General features: G+C 53.0%; 26 protein-coding genes. 24 read left to right on the top strand and 2 right to left on the bottom strand.

Annotated features, from left to right (window positions below):
* Positions 1-123: 123 nt before the first annotated feature.
* Complete coding sequence (locus tag BMX91_RS00535) at positions 124-375, bottom strand: ferredoxin (RefSeq protein WP_092048753.1); 252 nt, start codon at positions 373-375, stop codon at positions 124-126.
* Between the two features lie 101 nt (positions 376-476).
* Here BMX91_RS00535 and BMX91_RS00530 point away from each other — a divergent pair, with 101 nt between their 5' ends.
* The 6 genes from BMX91_RS00530 to BMX91_RS00505 all read left to right on the top strand — a co-directional run bounded on the left by BMX91_RS00530 (position 477) and on the right by BMX91_RS00505 (position 6515).
* A complete protein-coding gene (locus tag BMX91_RS00530; RefSeq protein WP_092048751.1) occupies positions 477-1568 on the top strand; it encodes a helix-turn-helix domain-containing protein in 1092 nt (363 codons plus the stop codon).
* Positions 1519-2976: a RecQ family ATP-dependent DNA helicase gene (locus tag BMX91_RS00525; RefSeq protein WP_245744260.1), complete on the top strand. Its 1458-nt coding sequence runs from the start codon at positions 1519-1521 to the stop codon at positions 2974-2976. Before BMX91_RS00530 ends, BMX91_RS00525 begins: the two co-directional genes overlap by 50 nt.
* A 65-nt stretch (positions 2977-3041) precedes the next feature.
* The gene (locus BMX91_RS00520) at positions 3042-3842 is read left to right on the top strand and encodes a LysM peptidoglycan-binding domain-containing protein (protein ID WP_092048747.1); all 801 of its coding nucleotides are present in this window, start codon (positions 3042-3044) and stop codon (positions 3840-3842) included.
* Positions 3843-3925: 83 nt separating this feature from the next.
* Complete coding sequence (locus BMX91_RS00515; protein WP_092048745.1) at positions 3926-4558, top strand: CBS domain-containing protein; 633 nt, start codon at positions 3926-3928, stop codon at positions 4556-4558.
* Positions 4559-4755: 197 nt separating this feature from the next.
* Complete coding sequence (locus BMX91_RS00510; protein ID WP_177168210.1) at positions 4756-5544, top strand: metallophosphoesterase; 789 nt, start codon at positions 4756-4758, stop codon at positions 5542-5544.
* Positions 5545-5546: 2 nt separating this feature from the next.
* Entirely contained in the window at positions 5547-6515 is a 969-nt protein-coding gene (locus BMX91_RS00505) for a YpdA family putative bacillithiol disulfide reductase (protein ID WP_092048740.1), read from the top strand.
* Positions 6516-6624: 109 nt separating this feature from the next.
* On the opposite strand, the gene BMX91_RS00500 is transcribed toward BMX91_RS00505, so the two are convergent.
* Positions 6625-7599 carry an asparaginase gene (locus BMX91_RS00500; protein ID WP_092048738.1) on the bottom strand — a complete coding sequence of 325 codons (975 nt, stop codon included), beginning with the start codon at positions 7597-7599 and terminating at the stop codon, positions 6625-6627.
* A gap of 74 nt (positions 7600-7673) precedes the next feature.
* Between BMX91_RS00500 and prsW the strand changes: the two genes are divergently transcribed.
* From prsW to ndk, 18 genes are all read left to right on the top strand, one after another.
* Positions 7674-8354, top strand: coding sequence for a glutamic-type intramembrane protease PrsW (prsW, locus tag BMX91_RS00495; protein WP_092048736.1), 681 nt, complete (start codon positions 7674-7676; stop codon positions 8352-8354).
* Positions 8355-8617: 263 nt separating this feature from the next.
* Positions 8618-9367 (top strand): spore cortex-lytic enzyme, encoded by a 750-nt coding sequence (sleB, locus tag BMX91_RS00490; RefSeq protein ID WP_092050670.1) that lies wholly within the window; start codon positions 8618-8620, stop codon positions 9365-9367.
* A 9-nt stretch (positions 9368-9376) separates the two neighbouring features.
* Entirely contained in the window at positions 9377-10666 is a 1290-nt protein-coding gene (locus tag BMX91_RS00485) for a PepSY1/2 domain-containing protein (protein ID WP_092048733.1), read from the top strand.
* Between the two features lie 87 nt (positions 10667-10753).
* Positions 10754-11428 (top strand): (d)CMP kinase, encoded by a 675-nt coding sequence (cmk, locus tag BMX91_RS00480; RefSeq protein ID WP_092048731.1) that lies wholly within the window; start codon positions 10754-10756, stop codon positions 11426-11428.
* Positions 11428-12021 (top strand): lysophospholipid acyltransferase family protein, encoded by a 594-nt coding sequence (locus tag BMX91_RS00475; RefSeq protein WP_092048729.1) that lies wholly within the window; start codon positions 11428-11430, stop codon positions 12019-12021. The genes cmk and BMX91_RS00475 overlap by 1 nt, the downstream gene beginning before the upstream one ends.
* Positions 12022-12115: 94 nt before the next feature.
* Positions 12116-13270 carry a 30S ribosomal protein S1 gene (gene rpsA, locus BMX91_RS00470; RefSeq protein ID WP_092050668.1) on the top strand — a complete coding sequence of 385 codons (1155 nt, stop codon included), beginning with the start codon at positions 12116-12118 and terminating at the stop codon, positions 13268-13270.
* Positions 13271-13555: 285 nt separating this feature from the next.
* The gene (gene der, locus BMX91_RS00465) at positions 13556-14866 is read left to right on the top strand and encodes a ribosome biogenesis GTPase Der (protein ID WP_092050666.1); all 1311 of its coding nucleotides are present in this window, start codon (positions 13556-13558) and stop codon (positions 14864-14866) included.
* A 22-nt stretch (positions 14867-14888) separates the two neighbouring features.
* A complete protein-coding gene (locus tag BMX91_RS00460) occupies positions 14889-15911 on the top strand; it encodes an NAD(P)H-dependent glycerol-3-phosphate dehydrogenase (protein ID WP_092048727.1) in 1023 nt (340 codons plus the stop codon).
* A gap of 31 nt (positions 15912-15942) precedes the next feature.
* Positions 15943-16143, top strand: a complete 201-nt coding sequence (locus BMX91_RS00455) for a DUF2768 domain-containing protein (RefSeq protein ID WP_092048724.1) — start codon at positions 15943-15945, stop codon at positions 16141-16143.
* Positions 16144-16148: 5 nt separating this feature from the next.
* Positions 16149-16856 (top strand): hypothetical protein, encoded by a 708-nt coding sequence (locus BMX91_RS00450; RefSeq protein ID WP_092048721.1) that lies wholly within the window; start codon positions 16149-16151, stop codon positions 16854-16856.
* Between the two features lie 78 nt (positions 16857-16934).
* A complete protein-coding gene (gene spoIVA / locus BMX91_RS00445; RefSeq protein WP_092048718.1) occupies positions 16935-18413 on the top strand; it encodes a stage IV sporulation protein A in 1479 nt (492 codons plus the stop codon).
* Positions 18414-18720: 307 nt separating this feature from the next.
* A complete protein-coding gene (locus BMX91_RS00440; protein ID WP_008297005.1) occupies positions 18721-18993 on the top strand; it encodes an HU family DNA-binding protein in 273 nt (90 codons plus the stop codon).
* Positions 18994-19218: 225 nt separating this feature from the next.
* Positions 19219-19788, top strand: a complete 570-nt coding sequence (gene folE, locus BMX91_RS00435) for a GTP cyclohydrolase I FolE (RefSeq protein WP_092048715.1) — start codon at positions 19219-19221, stop codon at positions 19786-19788.
* Positions 19789-19857: 69 nt separating this feature from the next.
* Positions 19858-20079 carry a trp RNA-binding attenuation protein MtrB gene (gene mtrB / locus BMX91_RS00430; RefSeq protein WP_092048712.1) on the top strand — a complete coding sequence of 74 codons (222 nt, stop codon included), beginning with the start codon at positions 19858-19860 and terminating at the stop codon, positions 20077-20079.
* 69 nt (positions 20080-20148) lie between these two features.
* A complete protein-coding gene (locus tag BMX91_RS00425) occupies positions 20149-20940 on the top strand; it encodes a heptaprenyl diphosphate synthase component 1 (RefSeq protein WP_177168209.1) in 792 nt (263 codons plus the stop codon).
* Between the two features lie 5 nt (positions 20941-20945).
* Positions 20946-21647, top strand: a complete 702-nt coding sequence (locus BMX91_RS00420; protein WP_092048708.1) for a demethylmenaquinone methyltransferase — start codon at positions 20946-20948, stop codon at positions 21645-21647.
* A 30-nt stretch (positions 21648-21677) separates the two neighbouring features.
* The gene (locus tag BMX91_RS00415) at positions 21678-22652 is read left to right on the top strand and encodes a polyprenyl synthetase family protein (RefSeq protein ID WP_092048705.1); all 975 of its coding nucleotides are present in this window, start codon (positions 21678-21680) and stop codon (positions 22650-22652) included.
* A gap of 102 nt (positions 22653-22754) precedes the next feature.
* Complete coding sequence (gene ndk, locus BMX91_RS00410; RefSeq protein WP_035001220.1) at positions 22755-23201, top strand: nucleoside-diphosphate kinase; 447 nt, start codon at positions 22755-22757, stop codon at positions 23199-23201.
* Positions 23202-23266 lie beyond the last annotated feature (65 nt).

Below are 23266 nucleotides of genomic sequence, written 5' to 3'. Positions count from 1 at the left end.
TATGAAAAGAAGACCACTCCATGTTTGCAAATGAAACCAAGAAACAGTTTGCATACGGAAATGAAAACTGCAGACAAAGGAGCGGGATACTCACTTTGTCTGCAGTCTGCCGGGATATTCGGGTCAGTCTTCGTACTTAAGCGGATCGCCATCAAACGGGACATCCGCAATCTTGATGGAATCTGTCGGACAGCCGTCGAGGGCGTCTTCCATGTCCTCGATGAGCAGCTCTGGCACTTCGGTTGTGCCCGTGTTATCATCTAGGATAACAAATGACAGGCCCATATCATCATAGTCATATATATCAGGGGCGGCTGCGCCACAGGCCCCGCATGCGATGCACGTATCCTGATCGACGATCGTGTATTTCGGCATATTGGGTCTCTCCTTTTATCAGTTGAATCTTTTGTCCCACGATTCACGGGACAGGTTTTGCTTCAAACTAATCATAACACTTTATCCAGCGGAGGCGTGCCATGAGCTTTGATGACATTTTATTGAACATCATCAGCCGGCTTGACGGCGAGCGTTACAAGCATGCCGCCTTCCATCTGATGAAGGGCAAGCGTTCCGGCCAGACGCTGCAGGATACGGAATATTACGGGCTGCATCCGTTTTTCGGGATGCTGCCTTCTTTGCATGCAATGGATTTTGACCGGGCCTACCGCAGTCTTCTCGACTCGGGATTCATCGAGGAAAAAGAGGATCGCTCGGTTTTCCTGACCCCATCAGGCAGGGGCCGGGCTTCAGAACTGTCCCCGGTCCGGCTGAACGGCTGGGCCTACAGAGGGATGGAAAAAGTATTTTTCGCAAGGCTCGCGCTCACGGTTCAGACTGTTTCACATCTGTCTGCGGGCGATAAGACGTTCATGCCGGTGTCCGCCGATCCGGCCGTCCAGCGCGACGTCAGAAGACTCTTTTCATCCGTCCTGAAAGGGATCAAGCCTAAAGACATCGCTTTTGAAATCCGCTCATCGCTGGAGACCACCGGAATGGAAGAGGCCAGGCTTGCCAGGCTGGTGGCGCGCCTCACCGGCAAGGGCATGTCGGGCATGACGTGGCGCCAGCTGTCCGAAGTTACGGGCATGACTGAGATGGACCTGAAAGTCGAGTGTGTGGAATCCCTACATATATGGCTGGATACGATCTTCGCCCATCCGTCGCCATTGCTGTCCGAACTCGCCAAAGGCGTCAGGACTAGCAGCCCGCTCACCGGTTCTGCCGAAAAGACGGCTGAGTTGTACCGGGCGGGGATGACAATGCCTGAAATCGCAACGCGCAGAAATCTCAGAATGAGTACGATTGAGGACCATTTCGTCGAAATTGCGATTAACGATTCTGATTTTCCATTGCATCATTTTGCAGCAGACGAAGAGGTCAAGGCGGTCAGACAGGAAGCGGACCGCCTTTCCACCCGCAAGCTGAGCGTTCTGAAAAAGGCATTTCCGGAGTTAAGCTACTTCCAGCTTAGGCTGATCCTGGCGCGGCTCGGAAAGGAGGGGAATGAAAGTGAACGAGATGATTCAGCAAGACCTGACCGCCCTGCTCAAACGGGTAACCGGATTTGATGCATTCCGCGAAGGGCAGGAAGAGGTGGTCCGTTCGGTGATCAACGGGCACGACACCATCGCAGTGTTGCCGACCGGAGCGGGGAAGTCACTTTGCTACCAGCTGCCTGTCCATGCAATGGGCGGAACGGTGCTGATTGTGTCTCCACTCCTTTCCCTCATGGAGGACCAGGTTGCCCAGCTGAAGATGAACGGTGAAAAGCGGGTCGCGGCATTGAATTCCTTTCTGGCGCCCAAGGAAAGATCTGCAGTTTTAGCCAACCTGGGCAAATACCGCTATCTCTTCACCTCGCCGGAAATGCTGGTACAGCCCCATATTTCCGACCGGATCAAACAACTGGAACTGGCTTATATCGTTGCCGATGAGGCGCATTGCATCTCTCAGTGGGGCTTCGACTTCCGTCCGGACTATCTCAGGATGAGGGAATGGCTCGGGTCTCTCGGTGAACGGCCGCCTGTGCTTGCCCTCACGGCTACTGCTTCCGAAAAGGCTATTCAGGATATCGCGGACTATCTCCTGATGAAGCAGCAAAAGTTATTCATCCACCCGCCTGACCGGCCGAATATCGCGATGGAACTTGTCCGTCAGGAAAGCCGTGAGGAAAAGACAAAATGGATCCTGAATGCCCTTACCGGATGGAAAGGGCCCGGCATTATTTATGTGCAGTCCAGAAAACGGGCCGAAGAGCTCGCTGAACTGCTGAGGCTCCGGAATATCCGGGTTGCAGCATTCCATGCGGGCATGGAGGGCGAAGACCGTATCCTAGTCCAGCAACAGTTCCTGACCGGAGAACTTGAATGGATTTGCGCAACGAATGCATTCGGCATGGGCATCAATAAGCCTGATATCCGGTGGATCATTCATGATCAGCTGCCCCCTTCGGCGGCCCAGTATATTCAGGAGATCGGCAGGGCCGGAAGAGACGGAGGCCAGTCACTGGCAACGCTCCTATACACGGAGACCGATGCAGATAAAGCGGCTTTTATTGCCTTGGATGACCTTCCTGAACCGGAGACAGTCCGTTTTATCGGCAAATGCATATCGGAAGGCATGGAACTCAAGGAAGCCGGAGACCGTGCCGGATTGTCGGATACCGCTTTGCGTGTCGTCTCTTATTGGCTGGGCAGGCTCGGAACCGATAAAGCGGCAATCCAGATGGAGGAGCTGGCTGCAGGAAAACGGAAAGAGATATTCTCGATGGTCCGCTTTGCGGAAGGGGGAGGGTGTATCCGTTCCCGTATTCTCGCACTATTCGGTTATGCCCCGGCCACCCGGCCAGTCCACTGCTGTTCAGATTGCGGATTTGTGGCCGATCAATTTCTATCCGCAAGGACAACTGTCGACAACGCTTCGGGCCTGCTGGGCTGGAAAGAGCGGATCGACGGTTTACTGGGAGTGGGAGAATAACGTTTACTTTTCCGACAGCATTCGGCATAATATGTGTACGTACCTTTTATTGGAGGGTGACGGCCATGACGAATGACGATTTCAGGCAGAAGTTCGAGCAGCACCGCAAAGAAATCGCGGTAACTGATGATGCGGATGACTTGGACAAGCCGGTGACAAGAGCAGAACTGCACGGCCGCAAGGAACCGTCAGCCAAGAAAAAACAAAAGGCCGGTAAAGCGACGGGCAAGAAAAAAAGGCCAAAAGGCAGCACACTGATCAATACGCTCCTTATTTTATTCATGTTGATTCCCATTTCGCTATTTATCTATGTTTATAAATTCTATGACCCTATTGAAGGCGGCAGCGCGGCTGAGCTCGAGCAAAATCTCGAGATCGAGACGTCCATCGCGGGTGATGGAGCCGAGCCGCCTGAAGAGGCTTCCGCTATCGCAGATCAGGAAGAAAAGCAGAAGCTCGAAGAACAGAAACAGCAGGAAGACCAACAAAAAATCGAGGAACAGAAAAAGCTCGAGGAACAAAAGAAACTGGAAGAACAGAAAAAACTCGAGGAACAGAAGAGACTCGAGGAGCAGAAAAAACAGGAAGAACAAAAACGCCTTGCTGAACAGCAGCGTATTGAAGAGCAAAAGCGCAAAGAAGAGCAGGCCCGAATTGCCGAACAGAAAAAGCGTGAAGAGCAGGAACGCCAAGAGAAGGAAAAACAGCAGGCCAGTCGCGGTTCGCATACCGTACAGCCGGGTGAGACTCTTTACCGGATTTCCGTGAATATTTATGGTTCCGGTGATGGCGTGGAAAAGATCAAGCGCGCGAACGGCCTTTCTTCAAACGAAATTTCGGTCGGACAAACACTTATCATCCCGTAAATAGCCGGGATTAAAGGAATGACCGGCCCATCTGACGAATAAAAATAGCCAGGAAACAGATTCCATGAGGATGAGGTGGGACAATGTTTGTACGAAGCGTTATGATTCCAAAAGAAAAATGTGTGACCGTTCAGATCGGCGAATCGCTCGAAAATGTCCTTCAGCTGCTCCGGCGCGAGGATATCGATGCATTGCCGGTGCTGGATGGTGATGAATACAAAGGCATTGTCAACCAATATCTGACGTACGAAGCCTATTTCCATTCCGGAAAAGATAAGGAATCCTATCTTGCGGAGACGACTCTGAACGATATCGCCATCCGCAAGGAGATTACACTTTCGATTGATGATGTGTTTGAAAAATCATTTGTTGAGATCAGTGATTTTCCGATCATCGCAGTTACCGAGGGGGAAAAGTTTCTCGGAATTGTCACACGCCCAGACATTGTAAATCAAGTGAAAAGTGCATTCGGCATGCGGCGGAAAGGGGTCCGAATCACATTCACTTCTGTCGAGACGGAAGGCCAGATTGCCCGGCTCGGAGAACTGCTGCACAAATACCATGAAACGGTCATTTCTCTGATCACCTTTGATGAAACAGACAAGCTTGTCAGGCGGATTGTCCTTAAGGTTGAACAAAATGACAATCTGGGACAGTTTATGAAGCAACTTGAAAAAATCGGTTTCCGGGTACTGCACATCCATGAGGAAGACTGAACGAATTTCATAGTAACCGGCAGTGGCCTGCGGTGAAGCGACCCGAGCCATTGCCGGTTGCTTTTTTTATCGGGCCATTGTGGCAGAAAAAGCAGTGCGCAGAACAACTGCGGCCTGTTTTTTTGCATACTTTAGCAATATGAAATAAGGGCTCCGGCAGCCAGCGAAACAGGAAACAACTCCGGGAGTTGATGTATATGGAACTAAAGACTGCGGCAGCTATTCTGGCAGCAATGGCGGGCGCTGTGCTCGTGCCGATGTATGCCAGCGCCAAATGGGCTGTGCTCAGGAAACATGAGGCCATCATCCATGCTGATAATGATGATGTGGGGCCTACCCTATTCTTTATATCGGATATCCATCGCCGGCGGGTTTCCAGAAAACTTGTCAGGCAGGCAGGAGGTCCGTTTGACGCGGTGATCATCGGCGGCGATCTGGCAGAAGGCGGCGTGCCGGAAACCCGGATCCGCAACAATATCAAACGGCTATCTGCTCTCGGACCGATTTATTATGTCTGGGGGAACAACGACCGTGAAGTTGGAGAAGCTTTGATCCGTGCCGCTGTCTCCGAGGCGGGCGGAATGGTGCTGGATAACGAGTCTGCAGAACTGATGGCCGGTTCTGTCCGCTGGATGATTGTCGGAACCGATGATACCTCGTCCCATAATGTGGATGTCAATAAAGCATTCCGGGATGTGCAGCAGGGAGATGCGGTCGTTTTCATCTCACACTCGCCAAAAGTGTTTGAAATGCTCGGTTCCAAGAATCCGGAAGTGCGGATGGCCGGACATACCCACGGCGGACAAATCCGGCTCGGGCGGTTCGGGATGCTTGAAAAGGGCCGCTTTCGGTCGGATAATGGACAGGTGGAGCTCGTGAGTAACGGCTACGGGACCTCCCTTGTGCCGCTCAGGCTTGGTGCGCCTGCTGAATGCCATATCATCAGGCTCCGGGCAGAAAAGAAGGAAAGTACTGGAGAGTTGTAATCATGAATCAGGAAGAAGCAATTATCATCGGGGGAGGGCCATGCGGAATTGCCGCCGCAATCGCACTGCAGGATCAAGGCATCCGGCCTCTCATCATAGAAAAGGGCAATGTGGTCAATGCCATCTACAATTATCCGACCCACCAGACCTTTTTCAGTTCGAGCGAAAAGCTTTCAGTCGGAGACATCCCATTCATTACGGAGCGACTGAAACCGAAGCGGAACGAAGCCCTTGTCTATTACCGCGAAGTCGTCAGGAGAAAGCAGTTGCGGGTCAACCGTTTTGAACTGGTGGAAAGCGTTGGAAAAGTGGAAGGCGGGTTTGTCATTAAAACCGATAAAGCACATTATCGCACCCCCGTTGCGGTTGTTGCGACAGGTTATTACGACAATCCGAACTACCTTGGGATCCCCGGGGAAGACCTTCCCAAAGTGTTCCACTACTTCAAGGAAGCGCATCCGTTTTTCGATACGGATGTTCTGGTGATAGGCGGCAAAAACTCCGCAGTCGATGCAGCGATTGAACTTAACAAGGCTGGAGCCCGTGTGACAGTCTCATACCGTGGCTTGGACTACTCCCCGAGCGTCAAGCCTTGGGTGCTGCCCGAGCTGGAGGCACTCGTCCGGAGCGGCGCTGTCGATATGCATTTTGGTACGGCTCCTGTCCGCATTACCGATGGCAGTGTGGAACTTCAGGACAGTGAGGGCAACGTAAGCGCCTTGCCGAATGACTTTGTGTTCGCCATGACGGGTTACCATCCTGACCATGCGTTTTTGCGGGATATGGGCATCGGGATCGACGAAGAGACCGGTCGCCCGCAATACGATCCTGAAACGATGGAAACGTCGGTGCCCGGTCTTTTCATTGCCGGCGTTATTGCCGCAGGCAACAACGCAAATGAGATCTTTATCGAAAATGGCCGGTTCCACGGAGGCCTGATCGCCAGGAAAGCAGTGGAATATTTAAAATGAAATACCGGTCTGCATGGGTTCTCCCAAGCAGACCGGTATTATTGTTACTTTATAATATTGTTATGTAAACTAACCGCGAGCTGCTTTGTATCCTACCTGACAGATTCAGTCAATGACCCTTAAATGATTCGGCTATCTCTTCCGGGGTGATACCGGACGAAAGAGCAAGCAACAATTGGATCCGCGCTTTTTGTCCGCTGAGGCCATGAGCGAAAATGACACCCTCTTCATGTAACATTCTTCCACCGCCTTCATAGCCGTATACCGGTTGGGCAATGCCATTGAAGCAGCGGGAGACGAGTACAACAGGAATTTCGTCAGTGAGGAGCCGTTGGAGGCCGGGCATGAGAGAAGGTGGGACATTGCCCTGCCCGAGCCCTTCAAGAACGATTCCTTCATAGCCGGCATCTGCCGCATGAAAGAGGAATTCAGAATCCATTCCGGCATACACTTTCAGGAGTGCCACCCGACCGCCCAGCTTATCAACATTGAAACGGGTGCGCATCAGGGGAGCATGATGATAATGGATATGTCCGTTTGTCACGATCCCAATCGGTCCGTACTGCGGACTCTGGAAAGTCGAAACATTCGAAGTGTGGGTCTTCGTCACATTTTGTGCGGTATGGATTTCATCATTCAGGACGACAAGGACCCCTTTTCCCTGTGACCCGTCATCGGAGGCGACACGGATGGCGGACAGGACGTTATGGACACCGTCCGACCCGATTTCATCCGCGCTCCTCATGGCGCCGGTCAACACGACAGGTATCTTCGGATCAAGTGTCAGATCAAGAAAATATGCCGTCTCTTCAAGCGTATCCGTACCGTGAGTGATCACCACGCCGTCCGCCGGCTGCTCCAGGAGTGTACGGGTGATCAGCTCTTTCAGCTCCAGCATGTGCGCGGGGGTGATGTGAGGGGAAGGCAGGTTGAACGCATCGATTTCGATGATTTCATCCGCCAGCCCGAGTTTGTTGATCTCGCCCAGAAGAGGGTTGTGCAAGCCGGGCGTCACGGCGCCCCGTTCATCGGTGGTCATAGAAATCGTTCCGCCCGTATGGATCAGCAACAAGGTTTTTGTCATTTTGGTCCTCCCGGTAGATTTTGTCATGTTAAAATAGGATGATGGAAGTAGTTCGCAAGGAGGGGTAGACGCCCATGTTTATGCTTCTGACGGTGGCGATCGCCCCGGGCCTCGCGCTGTTCAGTTACTTTTATCTGCGAAAGCAAATACATAAAGACCCTTCGCGCAGCCTGCTGCAGACCTATGTTTATGGCATGATGCTGACATTTCCAATCCTCTTCATCCAATATGTATTCGATGAAGAAAGGGTTTTTGGATCCGCTTTTATCAATGATGTCCTTTTCACCAGCGGACTGGAAGAGTTTTTCAAGTGGCTTGTCTTGCTTGTTGTCGTCTATTCACATGTGGATTTTGAAGATCCCTATGACGGAATTTTGTTCGGTGCATCTGTGTCGCTCGGGTTCGCCACAGTCGAGAATATTCTTTTCCTGCTTACATTCGGCATGGACGAAGCACTGATCCGGGCGCTTCTTCCCGTCTCCAGCCATGCGCTGTTCGGTGTCGTGATGGGCTATTACCTCGGGCGCGCCAAGTTCGTCGAAGAATCGGGAACGAAGCCGATGCTTTTCCTCTCATTTTTCGCCGCATTTGGCCTTCACTTTGTATATAACTCACTCGTCATGGCCGGGAATTTCAGAATGTACTTATTGATTCCGTTTATGCTCTTTCTCTGGTGGTTCGCGCTGAAGCGCGTCAAGCGTGCCCATACGCTGAGTGTTGACCAATACATCCAAAAACAGCGCACCATGCGCTAACCCGGCCAACCGCCGGGTTTTTTTGTGTCTGTAAAGGGCAGAATTTTGATGGCAGAAAAGGGATGTATTCGTCTGTTGCAAACTGAACTTCCATGATTTATGTGCTGCCTGTTTATAATCCCCCTATTTTTGCACACGCTATGCAAAAGACCCTTCCGTAAAATTCCGGACTGGGCGATGCAAAACACACAGGAGGGATACATGTGCAATTGAAATCGGCGCGCCGAAAGCGCAGGCCCGTCCTGGCGGTGCTGGTTCTGGTCATGGCGCTGTCCGTCCCGGCCGGCAAGGACGCATTCACTGCGCAGGACATCGGTCGCGGGGCTTTCGGGGATGATGTCATCGAGCTTCAGGCCCGCCTGCAATGGACAGGCTTCTACGACGGGAAGATTGACGGGAAGTTCGGATACGGAACTTACTGGGCGCTGCGCAATTTTCAGCAGGCATACGGTTTGCCCATTGATGGCGTTGCCGGTGCCGGAACAAAAGAGAAATTGGTATCTGTATCAAAATATCACAAAGACTTTGTCATGGACAATATCGCTGCGGGCAAGGCATTCACTCATTACGGCGGCACCCCGCTTGACGCGCAAGTCAAGGGCGGAGGAGGCGGTGGCTCCGGAGGTGGAGGACAGGCTGCCAATACACCTCCAGGATACAGTGATCAGGATATACAGCTGATGGCCAATGCGGTTTACGGCGAGGCGCGGGGAGAACCGTATGAAGGCCAGGTCGCCGTTGCTGCGGTCATCCTGAACCGGCTGGAGCATGCGGACTTTCCAAATACCGTGAGCGGAGTCATCTTCCAGCCGCTGGCCTTTACCGCCGTGGCTGACGGCCAGATATGGCTCACTCCTAATGAGCGGGCAAAGGAAGCCGTCATCGATGCCATCAACGGTTGGGATCCTACGGAAAACGCCATCTACTACTTTAATCCGGTAACAGCAACAAGCGAATGGATCTGGTCCAGGCCTCAGATCAAAAAAATCGGGCAGCATATCTTCTGCATGTGAGGGGTTCCCATGAAAAAACTGATATTTATACTTGCCTATACTGCTGCAGCCCTGGCCATCTTCTCCTGGTCCGCCTCGGCGAAAAATGAAAGGCTGACCTTACTCCTGAATGGCCAGTATACTGACAAACTGACCGAAGCGACCGAGCAGATGAACGAACTGGAACAAGAAGTCAGGAAGGTTCTTCTATACCAAGACCATACGGCAGCCGAGGAACCGCTGGGCAACATCTGGCGATTGTCATCCGAGATCAGGAATAACATTTCATCCTTGCCGCTTGACCGGGAGTTTTCTTCAGAGTGGATGAATTACCTGACACGCCTCGGTGATTATGCTGATCTGGCATCGACAGGAGCGATTCCGCAAGAAAAGTGGGGGAAGGCGCTTGGAAATGCTGCGGCCAATCTGGACCAGTTTTCCACTGAATGGTCATCTGCGACGCAGGGGATGTTCGCCGGCGGCACGGGTCCCGAAAACTGGTTTGCCCAAGTGGAGAGTGAAAAGCCCGATAAAAGGTGGGCGGATCTCGGGCAGGCCGTCAAAACCTATTCTGAGAGTGATTTCCCGCTGACCGCCAGTGAGCATGACGAACAAAAGAAAAAGGATCTGGAACATCTGGAGGATCAGCCGATCAGCCGTGATGACGCACTCAGCCGTTTCAAGAAACTATTCCCTGAATACGAGGGCGCCACTGTACATGTAAGCGAGAGTGAGCCGGATGCACCATATCCGTTCTATCATATCCGCTTCCAGGACGGTGCCAGGATCGGATATGCCGACTTTACCGTGCGCGGCGGGCATCTCCTTTCCCTTCTTGTGGAACGTCCGTCAGGGAAGGGGACGATGCCAGAAGCGGAGATCCGAAAGCTTGCCGAGGATTTTCTCCGCCAGCTGGGTTATGAAGATCTCGTTTATGAGGAATCCAGGGAAAACAGTCATTTCTGGCACCTTAGCTTCGTGCGGATCGATCCGGATACCGGCGGTAAGGTATTCGCAGATGGGGTCCAGGTGAAGCTCGCAAAGGATAACGGAGAAGTGCTTGGCGTCAATGCGATGGAATACATTCAGAAAGAGGTGCTCGAGGCTCAGCCGGTCAAGCCGTTTGATCCGGAGGAATTCTTCACGGACGGGACCCAGGTCCAGTCTGAAGAGCTTGGATACACGGCCAACCGAGAGCTTGTCCAGAGGCTTTGCCACCTCCTGGTCGTCACGAAAAAGACCGGAGGCAGAACTGACACCTACCGGCTCATGGTCGATACGGAGACCGGGGAAGTGCTCAAGAGCGAATTGCTGCGCTAAACTGTTGAAAAGTCCCTGCCATCGGGGGCTTTTCATTTTTTGTTATGGTACAATGGGGTCGAATTGACTTGAGGAGAGTTGGAATACATGAAGAACGAAATCCGCATTGCAATCGACGGACCCGCCGCAGCGGGAAAAAGCACAATTGCGAAGTTAGTAGCTGAAAAATTAGGCTATACATATATCGATACGGGCGCAATGTACCGGGCGCTGACGTATAAAGCGATTGGAGCGGGCATAGATTTGGACAAGGCCGCCGAAGTGGAAGCTCTCCTTCCGGGGACCGAAATTGTCCTTAAGGCCGGTGCCGATGGACAAACAGTCTGGTTGGATGGCAGGGATGTTTCAGCTGAAATCCGCACAGATCCTGTAACGAACGGCGTTTCCGCCGTCTCGGCACATGCAGGGGTCCGTACCTATATGGTCGATGCCCAGCGCCGGATGGCGGAAGAGGGAGGTGTCGTCATGGATGGCCGCGATATCGGAACGGCCGTGCTGCCTGATGCGGAGCTGAAGGTCTTCATGACGGCAAGCGTAGAGGAACGGGCGCGCCGCCGACATGCGGAGAACCTGAGACGTGGATTTGACTCCTCCCTTGAACAGCTGGCGGGTGAAATCGCACTACGCGACAAAAAGGACAGCGAACGCGAAGTGTCACCGCTTGTCCAGGCTGAAGACGCCGTGCTCCTTGATACGACCTCGCTGTCGATCAATGAAGCTGCAGATGCCATCCTGGAACTTGTCAGGGAGAAGGTGGACTGATGGACTTTTACCATTTCGCCAAGTCAGTCGTCTATGGCGTACTGAAGCCACTGTACCGGCTGGACGTGAAAGGAACCGAACACTTCCCGAGAGAAGGTGGGGTCCTCGTCTGTGCGAACCACATCTCCGAGCTGGATCCGCCGGTAGTCGGGATCACAGCGCCGCGTCCAATTAACTTCATGGCCAAGGCGGAGCTTTTCGAAGCCCCCATCCTGAAAAACCTGCTGCCGAACCTTCATGTCTTCCCGGTCAAACGGGGACTCAGCGACAGGAACGCGATTCGTACGGCGGTCGGTCTGCTGAAAGACGGACAAGTTGTCGGCATGTTTCCTGAAGGAACCCGGAGCAAGGACGGCACCCTCGGCAAGGGCTTGTCCGGAGCCGGCTTTTTCGCATTAAAGGGCGGCGATGCGGTTGTCGTTCCCTGCGCGGTCATCGGCCCGTACCGGCCGCTTCGGAAAGTCAAGATCCGTTACGGCAAGCCGCTTGATATCACTCCGTTCAGGGATCGGAAAGCAGGGGCCGAAGAAGTAACAGAAGCGATCATGGAAGAAATACGCCTGCTGATTGAAAAAGAAAATTCCGGCAAATAAGCTTAATATTTTGTTTTTACAGGCGTTTTCTAATAAAATGGGGTCAGGAACCTTTATGGAGGAGGACTTAGGCATGAGTGAAGAGATGAAAAACATGGAGCAACATATGGAAGAGCAAGAGATCCGCGATTTCAAAACAGGAGATCGTGTAACGGGGAAAGTCGAAAAGATCGAAGATAAATCGGTGACGGTCACGATCCCCGGAGCACCGTTTGACGGTGTCATTCCGATCAGCGAACTGTCAAGCCTCCACATAGAAAAGGCATCCGATGCAGTCCAGGTTGGCGACACCCTGGAACTCATCATCCTCAAAGTAGAAAACGATAATGAGAACTTTGTTCTGTCGAAGCGCAAAGTCGACGCCGAAGCTGCCTGGGATAGCCTGAAGGAGCAGTTTGACAACAATGAAACAATCACTGCCGATGTAAAAGATGTCGTCAAGGGCGGTCTTGTGGTGGATCTAGGAGTCCGCGGCTTCGTACCGGCTTCCCTTGTGGAAGACCATTATGTGGAATCCTTCGAAGATTACAAAGGCCGTGAGATGACGTTCAAGATCGTGGAAATGGACAAGGAGAAAAATCGCCTCATCCTTTCCCACCGTGCTGTCATCGAGGAAGAAAAGAATGCCCAGAAGGGTGAAGTCCTGAGCAACATCCAGGAAGGCGATGTCATCGAAGGGACTGTCCAGCGCATTGCATCATTCGGTGCATTCGTCGATATCGGCGGTGTAGACGGGCTCGTCCATATTTCCCAAGTCGCACATGGTCACGTCGAGCAAGTGAGCGATGTCCTGTCAGAAGGAGATAAAGTGAATGTCAAGGTCCTGTCCGTGGACCTGGACAACGAACGCATTTCGCTTTCTATCAAGGAAACCCTTCCCGGACCATGGGAAGACATTGAAGAAAAAGCACCTAAGGGCTCCGTGTTGGACGGCGTCGTGAAGCGCATCGTTTCCTACGGTGCTTTCGTTGAAGTACTTCCTGGTGTTGAAGGGCTCGTCCATATTTCCCAGATGGCCCGCCACCATATCGGAACTCCTCACGAAGTTATTGAGGAAGGCCAGACCGTGCAGGTGAAAGTCCTCGACGTCAACAAACAGGACAAGCGTCTTTCCCTCAGCATCAAGGAAACACTTCCTCGCGAAGAACGGTATGAGGCACAGCCTGAAGAATACGACATGCCGGAAGAATCCAAAGGCTTCTCGATCAGTGACGTGATCGGTGATCAGCTAAAAGGTTTCCGGGACTGAGTTTAAGTCAATCCAGTGAATAATCCGGGCGGTGATGGCGAACTTTATGCCATCACCGCCTTTTTCAATGAAACGGAACCTTAGATGAACCCTGTTTTAATTAGCATCACAATCAGTATTGGCTCCACTCCCTGTCTGGGCATCCGTAACATAAAAAGCAGTCCCGCGTGCCAAATGTACAAAAAAGCTGTAATATCAAGGTTCTGTGACACCGGATGTTATCATCTGTTTACTGAAACGTTTTATTGTATAATGACACAAGAAGAAACCGGAAGGGTGGAACTGATGACCAAACCGATTGTAGCGATCGTCGGACGGCCGAACGTCGGCAAGTCAACGATCTTTAACCGCATCGTCGGAGAACGTGTCTCGATCGTCGAAGATGTCCCTGGAGTGACGAGAGACCGGATTTATAGCGCCGCAGAGTGGCTGAACCACGAATTCAATATGATTGACACGGGGGGCATCGACATCGGGGACGAGCCGTTCCTCGAACAGATCCGTCAACAGGCGGAAATTGCGATGGACGAAGCTGATGTCATCATCTTCCTCGTTAATGGACGCGAAGGTGTAACCGCAGCGGACGAGCAGGTGGCGAAAATCCTGTACCGGACCAAAAAGCCGGTTGTCCTCGGGGTCAACAAAATCGATAACCCGGACATGCAGAGCATGATCTATGATTTCTATTCGCTCGGTTTCGGCGAGCCATTCCCGATTTCCGGTTCCCATGGTCTTGGCCTGGGGGATTTGCTGGATGAGGTCGTCCGGAGTTTCCCTGATCCGGAGGAAGAAAAGATTGAGGATGACGTCATCCGATTTTCCCTGATCGGCCGGCCGAATGTCGGAAAATCCTCCCTTACAAACGTATTCCTCGGCGAAGAACGGGTCATCGTCAGCGATATCGCAGGAACCACGCGTGACGCGATCGACTCCGATTTTGTCCATGAAGGCCAGAAGTATAAGGTCATCGACACAGCGGGCATGCGCAAGAAAGGCAAAGTTTACGAAACAACAGAAAAATACAGCGTCCTCCGAGCGCTCCGTGCGATCGAGCGCTCCGATGTCGTCCTGGTCGTCCTCAACGGTGAAGAAGGCATCCGTGAGCAGGACAAGCGGATCGCCGGCTATGCGCATGAGGCAGGGCGCGGTGTCATCATCGTCGTGAACAAATGGGATGCCGTCGAGAAAGACGAGAAGACAATGAACAGGATGACTGAGGAAATCAGGAGCCACTTCCAGTTCCTGGACTACGCACCGATCGTCTTCGTCTCTGCGAAAACGAAACAGCGCGTATTCGGAATCCTTGAGACAGTCGACATGGTTAGTGAGAACCATGCACTGCGCATCCAGTCCAGTATCCTGAACGAGGTAATCGAAGATGCTGTGACCCGGAATCCTGCTCCGTCCGATAAAGGGCGCAAGCTCCGGATCTATTACATGACCCAGGTCCAGGTGAAGCCTCCGACATTTGTCGTATTTGTCAATGATCCGGAGATCATGCATTTCTCCTATGAGCGGTTCCTTCAGAACAAGCTCCGTGAGGCATTCGGTTTCGAGGGGACGCCGATCCGCCTCATCACAAGAAAACGCAGCTGATGACGGAAAGGATTTGAACGCAATGACCAAAGTCGCCGTGCTTGGAGCCGGCAGCTGGGGCACCGCCCTCGCCGCCGTTCTCGCTTCCAATGGGCATGATTGTACGCTATGGTCCCGCCGTACGGAACAGGCGGAAGAAATAGCAGAAAAACATACAAACGAGCAGTACCTGCCGGGAGCGGTGCTTCCGGATACGCTGAAGGCGGACCACAATCTGGCCAGAGCCGTGTCCGGAGCTTCCATCATCGTCATGGCCGTTCCGACAAAGGGCATCCGGAAAGTTTGCCGGGACCTGAACAGCGTGCTGGAAGGCCCGGTTCTGTTCGCCCATGTTTCCAAGGGGATCGAACCGGATACGCACAAGCGGATCAGCGAAGTCATGGAAGAGGAGCTGGACCGGGAAATCTGCCAAGGCATCGTCGTCCTGTCCGGACCGAGCCATGCCGAAGAGGTAATCCGGAACCAGCCCACAACCGTAACAGTTGCTGCCAAAAACACGGAACACGCGAGAAGAGTTCAGGACCTGTTCATGAACCAGTCATTCCGCGTCTATACAAACGATGACGTGGTAGGTGTGGAAATCGGCGGTGCGCTGAAAAACATCATTGCTCTTGCGGCGGGCGTGACCGACGGACTCGGCTATGGCGACAATGCCAAAGCTGCCCTCATTACGCGCGGCCTTGCCGAGATTACCCGTCTCGGAGTGGCGATGGGTGCCAATCCGCTTACTTTCTCCGGCCTTTCCGGCCTGGGTGACCTGATTGTCACCTGTACGAGTGTCCATTCCCGAAACTGGCGGGCCGGCAATATGCTCGGCAAAGGCAAGAGTCTCGATGAAGTGCTCGACAGTATGGGAATGGTCGTCGAGGGTGTCCGGACCACAAAGGCCGCTCATCAGCTTTCCAAGGAATGCGGCGTACCGATGCCGATCACGGAAGCCCTATACGCGGTCCTGTTCGAAGGCCAGAAGCCCATCGACAGGGTGGAACTCCTCATGGGCCGCATGAAAAAAAACGAAACAGAAGATCTCGCCGGTTGGTCCTGAAAACTGACCGGTCCTGAAAGGTGGACCCGTTTTGTCATCCCTGGATAAAATGTGGCTGTCATTTTACGCGATAGGAGCCATGTTCGTCTGCATACTCCTCGTCACGATCAGCCGCAACAAGATTAAAAACAAATTGTTAAAATTCGTATTCAGTGCCACAGCATTCCTGCTGCTTCTCTTCGGATTCTTCTCAATGGTCTACCTCGTATTCAACGGACCGACGGGAGGATGAGCGGCATGAAAAAAACATGGCTACTCCTTATTGCCGCAACAGTGGTCCTGCTGTCGGGATGCATGCTTCCTGACAGTGAGAAGGCTGCCGGCACGATCCCTTATGAAGAGCAGCTGAATTCCGTACAGTCCGCGGTCGAGCAATACCGTGAGAAGAGCGGGGGCCTGCTGCCGATCAAAACACGCGATCAGGACGTGGACGCCTTTATCAAATATCCGATTGATTTCTCCAAAATTGTTCCGGCACATCTTGAGAAGATTCCTTCAAACGCTTACGAGACCGGCGGGATTTTCCAATATGTCCTGATGGATGTTGAAGAAAATCCCACAGTCAAGCTCGTGGACCTGAACGCTCCCGAGCGGATTCGCGAGTTGAATCTCAGGAAGGGCGTAAATGGACATGTGCCGATCGAGGAAATGCTGACAGATCAGGTGTTTCTTCCGAACTTCTCCGCAATGGGCCTTCGTGAAGCACCTAAGGTGAAGAGCCCGTACAGTGACCGGGAATTGCCGGTTATACTGTCCTCGGACGGCAACTTCTACATTGACTATACAGCCGACCTCCATGACGTGATTTCGGCAGGCGATGCCGATGTAGAACCTGGAGAAGATATCCGGCATATTCTATATGACAAGAATCCGGTTCTTCCGGCGTACAGCCTGCCTTATACGGTGGATGAAGAAGGAAATGTCATCTTCATGACCGAGAAATAATCCGAGCGCTTCGTGCATCTGCATGAAGCGCTTTTAGTGTGCATACAATGAATTGCGCAGAAAAGGAGGGCGAAAGGTTTGAGCGAAGCATTGTATGAAGAATTGGCAAAACGAACCGATGGGGATATTTATATCGGCGTTGTCGGCCCGGTGCGGGTCGGGAAGTCGACGTTCGTAAAACGGGTCATGGAAGAAGTCGTCATTCCGAACATGGTCGAGGAAGGGGACAGGACCCGAGCGCAGGATGAACTGCCCCAGAGCTCCCCCGGCCCGGTCATTATGACTGCCGAGCCGAAATTCGTCCCGGCACGGGGGACAGGCATCTCGGTCGGTGACGGAGACCTGACCTTCCAGATCCGGCTTGCAGACTGTGTCGGCTATGTGATTGACGGGGTAAAAGGGCATATGGATGAGGACGGGCCGAAATACGTCCACACTCCATGGCACAACGAGCCTGTTCCGTTCGAGGAAGCCGCACGTATCGGAACTGACAAAGTCATTCGTGATCATTCGACGATCGGCATTGTGATGACAACTGACGGGACCGTAAACAATATCCCAAGGGCAGCCGCGCTCAAGGCGGAAGAGGAAATTGTCGGCAAGCTCAAAGAAATCGGCAAGCCCTTTGTCATCGTCCTGAACAGCCGGATGCCGGCTCATTCGGAGACAGTTGCTCTTCGGGATGAGCTGACGGATAAGTATGGGGTGCCAGTAATCGCCATCAGTGCCGACCAGCTGAATGCAAATGAAATCCAGCTGATTTTGCAGGAGGCATTGTTTGAATTCCCGATTTCCGAGATTGAGCTTCAAAAACCGGAGTGGATGGATGTCCTTGCGGATGACCATGATCTGAACACGGCTATCCGAAGCCGCTTGGACGAAGGACTGTCCGCTGTGTCCAAGATCCGTGATGTCCAGCGACTGGCCGCTTCCATCCAGGAAGAAGACTTTGTCCGCCGTGCCGAGGTTGTCAGTGTTGATGCCGGACAGGGCAAAGCGAACATACTCGTCGAAACCGAGGACGGTATCTTCCACGAAGTGTGCGATGAGATGATGGGCGAACCGATCCGGACAAAAAAAGACTGGCTGCTGTTCATCCGGGATGCGGTCAAGTCGAAAGAAGCTTTTAGCCAGTATGAAGACGCCATTGAATCCGCCAAGAAAACCGGCTACGGCGTCACCCTTCCCGTCATGCAGGACTTTGAACCGACACCTCCTGAGCTCATCAAGCAAAACAACTTTTTCGGTGTCCGTATGAAAGCCAAAGCCCCATCGCTCCACATCATGAGAATCGACATGGAGGCCGAATTCTCACCGCTCATCGGATCCGAATTCCACAGCCTGCAGCTTCTCAAGGACCTGAAAGAGGCCTATCTCAATGACAGGGAAGCCCTGTGGTCGACCCAACTGTTCGGCACACCTCTGCATGAGGTGATGAAGGAAAGCATTCGCTTCAAGACGACTGCGGTACCGGAACGAGCCAGAAACCGGATTCGGGAAACCATGGAACAGATGGTCAACGACGGAAACAAAGGTATGGTCACGTTCATTCTCTGAACTCATCCCGGCACCCATGGAGGTGCCTTTTTTGTGTTGGACAGATCCCACCCGTCCTGATAGAATGTCAGTCTTAGGCAAAGGGCCCGGCAATCGGCGTCTCTACTGCATTCCGGGCATTGTTTGTGTCATTTTTTGAACGAAAAATGACAATCGGGCAGTTTAGCAGCCCTGATTCGGGGGAAGCATGAAAAACAGGGCCGCCATTGGCCCGGAATGCCCGTGAAACCGGTTGCGGTGCGGGTTTCGATATGATACAGTTTGAACATGCTTAAGCAAACTTTCTCTTTGGGAGGAGGTGAATGGTATGAACAAGACAGATTTGGTGAACTCTGTGGCGGAAGCGACAGGTCTCTCCCGCAAAGATGCGGTCAATGCTGTTGAATCCGTATTCAGCACAATTTCCGATGCACTTGCTAAAGGCGAGAAGGTCCAGCTGATCGGTTTCGGCAACTTCGAAGTACGTGAACGTGCTGCCCGTAAAGGACGCAACCCGCAATCGGGTGAGGAAATCGAAATCGCTGCGAGCAAGGTTCCTGCGTTCAAACCAGGGAAAGCTCTCAAAGATGCGGTAAAATGATATCCTGACTACATAGGACGGTCCCACTCTTCCGGTTCCGGAAGAAGGGGGGCCGTCCTTTTAGTTTGGTACAAAAGGCGGGTATGAAGTCCCGCATTCCGGCTGAACCGGCGAATTGTACCCGGACTCCGGTTGTGCTAACATTTAGGAATGATGCGTAGAGGAAGCCGGTGAGGCTTCTGCGCCGTTTGCGGCGAGAGTGTTTCCGTATATGGAGGGACGAAAATGGGAAAAGTGGACCATGGCAAGATCGAGGAAGCGGTCCGGCTGATTCTTGAGGCGGTCGGGGAAGACCCGGAACGCGAAGGTCTGTTGGATACGCCGAAACGTGTGGCCAAAATGTATGAAGAAGTGTTCTGGGGCATTGGTGAAGATCCAAAGGAATATTTCAAAACAGTTTTCCACGAGGATCACGAAGAGCTGGTCCTCGTCAAAGATATTCATTTTCAATCAATGTGTGAACATCACCTGCTCCCTTTCTATGGAAAGGCTCACGTGGCCTATATACCGCGCAATGGTGAAGTGGCCGGGCTGAGCAAGCTGGCCCGCGCAGTCGAGGCGGTCTCCCGCAGGCCACAGCTGCAAGAGCGGATCACTGCGGAAGTGGCGGATGCACTGGCGGAAATGCTCGATCCGCTGGGTGTATATGTTGTGGTGGAAGCAGAGCATATGTGCATGACAATGCGCGGCATCAGGAAGCCGGGATCAAAGACAGTCACGGCATCTGCACATGGAATCTTCGACCAGGACGACAGCAAGAGGGCGGAAATCATTTCGCTTATCAAGATGTCCTGACGCCCGGCATTTTGCGGGCCCATTCCCCACTATGATATGATAGGAAAGATTATAGATAGGAGACTGAACATGGCACAAAACGAGTTTGTCGTCATCAAAGCCAAGGAAGACGGTGTCCAGGTAATCGGCCTCACCAGAGGTGCGGATACCAAATTCGGTCATTCGGAGAAACTGGACAGCGGCGAGGTTCTTGTCGCCCAGTTCACAGAGCATGTTTCAGCCATTAAAGTGCGGGGAGAAGCGGAAGTGCTTACCGCACATGGCATGGTGAAGGGCGAATCACGGAAATGACGGGCAGCCGTCCGGTTTCGGGCGGATGGGGAAAACTTTCAGATCCGTGCGGAAATGGAGCGGCGGAAGATGAATCCAACAAGTTTACATACAGAAGCAGAACTACTCAAAGACGAAATCAGCCGGCGGCTGGCCAACCGTACGCTCCTTAAGTACACTGGGCGGCCGATAGTTCCCGAGCCGGTTCTGATCTCTCTTCTGCTCCCGAAGATTTTCGGGGAAAAGTGGGAAGAAGAGGACCGGTTGTCGGCTGTTGCAGCAGGCGCGCTTTATGCTGCTTTTTCCGCGCACGATTCAATCGGGCGTGAAGCTTCGGAAAGCAGGCAGGGCCAGCTCACTGTACTGGCAGGCGATTACTACAGCGGGATCCATTACCGGATTCTGGCTGAAGTCCCTGATCTCCGGATGATCCGCAGGTTCTCCGGTTCGGTTACAGAAATGAGCGAGCGGAAGATCAGGCTGTTCGAACATCGCGAGGGGGAGCCCCCGAACTTTCTGCTGTCTTCTCTCGAGACGATTGAAGCCGCGACGGTTTCGGCGTTCCTGATGGGGCGGGGCTATGCGGCCTATGAGGCAGCGGCGCGCCATGGATTGACTGCGGCAAGGCTTAATTTTGAAATCAGCAATCTCCACGACGGGGAACATACGCCGTTTCTGGATGCCCTCCTCCGTTCGGAGGGCATCGGCGGCGACCCGGCGGCTGCGGCCCGGATACTGGACCGCTGCCGCCGGTTTCATGCAGGCCGGCTAATTGAAGAAACCGGACTGATTGGGAAAAGGGGAGGCCCGGACATTATGGCGATCGCCGAAGTCTATGGGGTCAGCGAACCGGCATCCATTCAGACGGGAAAAAAGGATTGAGCAGTTTGGAGACACAAAAAGAGCGACGGGTCCATGACGTGTTTGAAAAGATTTCGGACAACTACGATACGATGAACTCGGTCATCAGTTTCCAGATGCATAAGTCATGGCGCAAGGAAATGATGAAGAAGATGGATGTCAGGGAGGGGGCTTCCGCACTCGATGTTTGCTGCGGCACCGGTGACTGGACCATTGCGCTCGCCGATGCGGCCGGTCTTTCGGGTGAAGTGACCGGCCTGGACTTTTCCGCCAACATGCTGAGCGTAGCAAAAGAAAAGACCAAAGACCGCCCGAATATCAGGCTTGTTGAAGGGAATGCCATGGACCTCCCGTTCCCGGACAACAGTTTTGACTATGTCACAGTCGGTTTCGGTCTCCGCAATGTTCCCGATCTCCGGACGGCACTTTCCGAGATGCACCGGGTACTGAAGCCGGGCGGGATGATCGCCTGCCTGGAAACCTCCCAGCCGACATTGCCGGGGTACCGGCAGGCGTTCAAACTCTACTTCAACAACATCATGCCGCTCTTCGGCCGTATGTTCGCGAAGAGCTACAAAGAGTACCAGTGGCTGCAAGAGTCCGCGGAGACCTTCCCGGATGCGCGGGCACTGGCAGGCGTCTTTGCTGAAACCGGGTTTGAAGGCATCCGCTACAAGCCGTTCAGTGGAGGAGCGGCAGCGGGGCATATCGGCTACAAACGGAGATAACGAGAACAAAAAGCGGGGAAGGTTTTTCTCTTGGAGAAGTTGAAACTAAAGTCCATCTATTCAGAGTTCCGTACGGACCTGGAATTTATAGAGAGAGAACTGAACCGGTCGGTCCACTCGGCGTCCCCCATGCTGGAAGATGCCTGCCTGGCACTCATCGGTTCGGGAGGCAAGCGGATCCGCCCGGTCTTCACGCTTCTTGCGTCGAAGTTCGGGGACTACAATCCGTCAGTCACGGCGAAGGCAGCCGTACCACTTGAGCTGATCCATATGGCTTCGCTTGTCCATGACGACGTCATCGATGATGCCGATCTGCGCCGCGGAGAACGGACAGTGAAGTCGATTCACGGTAACCGGGCGGCTATGTATGTCGGCGATTTTCTGCTTGGCCGGTCTCTCGAAATCATCGGCGAACTGGATTCCCAAGAAGTTCACCGAGTCCTGTCACGGACGATGATTGAAATCTGTGTAGGTGAAATCATCCAGATCGAAGACAAGTTTGCTGCAGAGCAGAATCTGAGGGATTATCTTCGCCGGATCAAACGAAAAACCGCACTTCTCATCTCTTCCAGCTGTGAACTGGGAGGTCTTGTGGCAGGGGCGGACCCGGCGACGGTCAGGAAACTGAAGCGTTTCGGCTACTATGTCGGAATGTCCTTCCAGATTACGGATGACCTGCTCGATTTCACAGGTACGGAAAAACAATTGGGCAAACCCGCTGGAGGCGACCTTCTCGCGGGCAATATCACGCTTCCGGCAATATACGGTCTGCGCGATCCTGAACTCCGTCCTTATTTGCTTGATGCCCTTGGTGGCGGTCTGGATAAGGCCGGTGTAGCCAAGCTTCTCGGCTTGATGAGAAACTCGGAAGCGATCCGCGAATCGGTGCGCATCAGCGACCTCTATCTGGAGAAAGCGCTCCGTGAAGCGGAAGCCCTGCCCGACATCCCGGACCGTGATTCTCTGATTCGGATCGCGAAATTTATCGGAAAACGGAAATTCTGACCAATCGGGCACAACTTTTGTTGAAAGTCATACAGGTGCAGTGGTAACATTTTGGAGGCGGCATCGCCGCACACCCTCAACTCACAAGGAGTGTACAAGAAAATGGAAAAAACATTTCTAATGGTCAAGCCTGATGGCGTCCAGCGCAACCTGATCGGCGAGATCGTCAGCCGTTTCGAAAAGAAAGGCTTCCAGCTTGCTGGCGCAAAGCTGATGCAAATTCCACAAGAACTCGCTGAGCAGCACTACGGCGAACACAAAGAGCGTCCATTCTTCGGCGAACTCGTTGAGTTCATCACTTCCGGCCCAGTGTTCGCGATGGTTTGGGAAGGCGAAAACGTCATCTCGACAGCCCGTCTCATGATGGGTGCGACAAACCCGAAAGAATCTGCACCGGGCACGGTCCGCGGCGACTACGCAGTCACTGTGGGCAAAAACATCATCCATGGTTCCGACTCCCCTGAAAGTGCGGAGCGCGAAATCAACCTGTTCTTTAAGCAGGAAGAACTGGTTTCCTACGAAAAGCAAATCAATAACTGGGTCAACTGACCCTGATGCCCGGCGCATGCCGGGTTTTTTTATTTCCGGTGATTCTTCAGAGCAGATAAATAAGC

Source organism: Bhargavaea ginsengi (genome assembly GCF_900109165.1).
Classification (GTDB): Bacteria; Bacillota; Bacilli; order Bacillales_A; family Planococcaceae; genus Bhargavaea; species Bhargavaea ginsengi.
This window is presented reverse-complemented; position numbering and strand designations above follow the sequence as displayed.

Excerpts from the sequence above, each read along its gene's own strand:
- BMX91_RS00535 (WP_092048753.1), bottom strand. The coding sequence starts at position 375 with ATGCCGAAATACACGATCGTCGATCAGGATACGTGCATCGCATGCGGG.
- BMX91_RS00530 (WP_092048751.1), top strand. The coding sequence starts at position 477 with ATGAGCTTTGATGACATTTTATTGAACATCATCAGCCGGCTTGACGGC.
- BMX91_RS00525 (WP_245744260.1), top strand. The coding sequence starts at position 1,519 with ATGATTCAGCAAGACCTGACCGCCCTGCTCAAACGGGTAACCGGATTT.
- BMX91_RS00520 (WP_092048747.1), top strand. The coding sequence starts at position 3,042 with ATGACGAATGACGATTTCAGGCAGAAGTTCGAGCAGCACCGCAAAGAA.
- BMX91_RS00515 (WP_092048745.1), top strand. The coding sequence starts at position 3,926 with ATGTTTGTACGAAGCGTTATGATTCCAAAAGAAAAATGTGTGACCGTT.
- BMX91_RS00510 (WP_177168210.1), top strand. The coding sequence starts at position 4,756 with ATGGAACTAAAGACTGCGGCAGCTATTCTGGCAGCAATGGCGGGCGCT.
- BMX91_RS00505 (WP_092048740.1), top strand. The coding sequence starts at position 5,547 with ATGAATCAGGAAGAAGCAATTATCATCGGGGGAGGGCCATGCGGAATT.
- BMX91_RS00500 (WP_092048738.1), bottom strand. The coding sequence starts at position 7,599 with ATGACAAAAACCTTGTTGCTGATCCATACGGGCGGAACGATTTCTATG.
- prsW (WP_092048736.1), top strand. The coding sequence starts at position 7,674 with ATGTTTATGCTTCTGACGGTGGCGATCGCCCCGGGCCTCGCGCTGTTC.
- sleB (WP_092050670.1), top strand. The coding sequence starts at position 8,618 with ATGGCGCTGTCCGTCCCGGCCGGCAAGGACGCATTCACTGCGCAGGAC.
- BMX91_RS00485 (WP_092048733.1), top strand. The coding sequence starts at position 9,377 with ATGAAAAAACTGATATTTATACTTGCCTATACTGCTGCAGCCCTGGCC.
- cmk (WP_092048731.1), top strand. The coding sequence starts at position 10,754 with ATGAAGAACGAAATCCGCATTGCAATCGACGGACCCGCCGCAGCGGGA.
- BMX91_RS00475 (WP_092048729.1), top strand. The coding sequence starts at position 11,428 with ATGGACTTTTACCATTTCGCCAAGTCAGTCGTCTATGGCGTACTGAAG.
- rpsA (WP_092050668.1), top strand. The coding sequence starts at position 12,116 with ATGGAGCAACATATGGAAGAGCAAGAGATCCGCGATTTCAAAACAGGA.
- der (WP_092050666.1), top strand. The coding sequence starts at position 13,556 with ATGACCAAACCGATTGTAGCGATCGTCGGACGGCCGAACGTCGGCAAG.
- BMX91_RS00460 (WP_092048727.1), top strand. The coding sequence starts at position 14,889 with ATGACCAAAGTCGCCGTGCTTGGAGCCGGCAGCTGGGGCACCGCCCTC.
- BMX91_RS00450 (WP_092048721.1), top strand. The coding sequence starts at position 16,149 with ATGAAAAAAACATGGCTACTCCTTATTGCCGCAACAGTGGTCCTGCTG.
- BMX91_RS00440 (WP_008297005.1), top strand. The coding sequence starts at position 18,721 with ATGAACAAGACAGATTTGGTGAACTCTGTGGCGGAAGCGACAGGTCTC.
- folE (WP_092048715.1), top strand. The coding sequence starts at position 19,219 with ATGGGAAAAGTGGACCATGGCAAGATCGAGGAAGCGGTCCGGCTGATT.
- mtrB (WP_092048712.1), top strand. The coding sequence starts at position 19,858 with ATGGCACAAAACGAGTTTGTCGTCATCAAAGCCAAGGAAGACGGTGTC.
- BMX91_RS00425 (WP_177168209.1), top strand. The coding sequence starts at position 20,149 with ATGAATCCAACAAGTTTACATACAGAAGCAGAACTACTCAAAGACGAA.
- ndk (WP_035001220.1), top strand. The coding sequence starts at position 22,755 with ATGGAAAAAACATTTCTAATGGTCAAGCCTGATGGCGTCCAGCGCAAC.